General features: G+C 64.0%; 1 protein-coding gene. It reads left to right on the top strand.

Features of this window, described 5'->3' with window-relative positions:
* Window positions 1-69: 69 nt before the first annotated feature.
* Window positions 70-688: Fic/DOC family protein (locus NNO02_RS23445; RefSeq protein ID WP_271455897.1), on the top strand; the 619-nt coding region annotated here is incomplete at its 3' end.

The following is a 688-nucleotide window of genomic DNA, read 5'->3' as shown; positions in this document are numbered from 1 at the left end:
GCAAGATCACGGCAGCCGAGTTGGGTGAGCGCGTCCGCCGCCGGTACAACATCCAGTAACCGGGGTGGAGTGCCGCATCCATGGGACACCGGCGATCACGAACGGAATTGGCAGGGCTACTTCATCCCCGCTATGTCCGTCTTGAGGAACCGGGTCGGCGCTCGAACGCATGCCGAACTGCGTGATGCCGAGAACGACCTCGTTGAGGCCCGGGTGATCGAACTCCGCGAGGATCCCAATCTGCTGGGCGACCGCACAGATCTCGCATACCTGCGGGCGATTCACCGCCAGCTGTTCCAGGACATTTACGTCTGGGCGGGAGATCTGCGGACAGTCGGCATCGAGAAGGAGGACGAGTCTTTCTGCGCGCCGGGCGGCATCAGTCGGCCCATGGAGCATGTGGCTGCGGAGATCTACCAGCTCGACCGGCTCAGAGCGGTCGGCGAAGGTGATCTCGCTGGCCAGGTCGCATACCGGTACGACTACGTGAACTATGCCCACCCGTTCCGCGAGGGCAACGGCCGCTCGACCCGCGAGTTCTTCGATCTCCTGTTGTCCGAACGCGGCCTCGACTGGGGGAAGACCGACCTGGAAGAGTTGCACGGCGCTTGTCACGTGGCGCGCGCCAACTCTGATCTCACGGGCCTGGTCGCGATGTTCAAGGGGATCCTCGACGCCGAGCCCACGA

The sequence above is a fragment of the Citrobacter sp. Awk 2 genome (assembly GCF_028069815.1).
Taxonomy (GTDB): Bacteria; Pseudomonadota; Gammaproteobacteria; order Enterobacterales; family Enterobacteriaceae; genus Citrobacter.
This window is presented reverse-complemented; position numbering and strand designations above follow the sequence as displayed.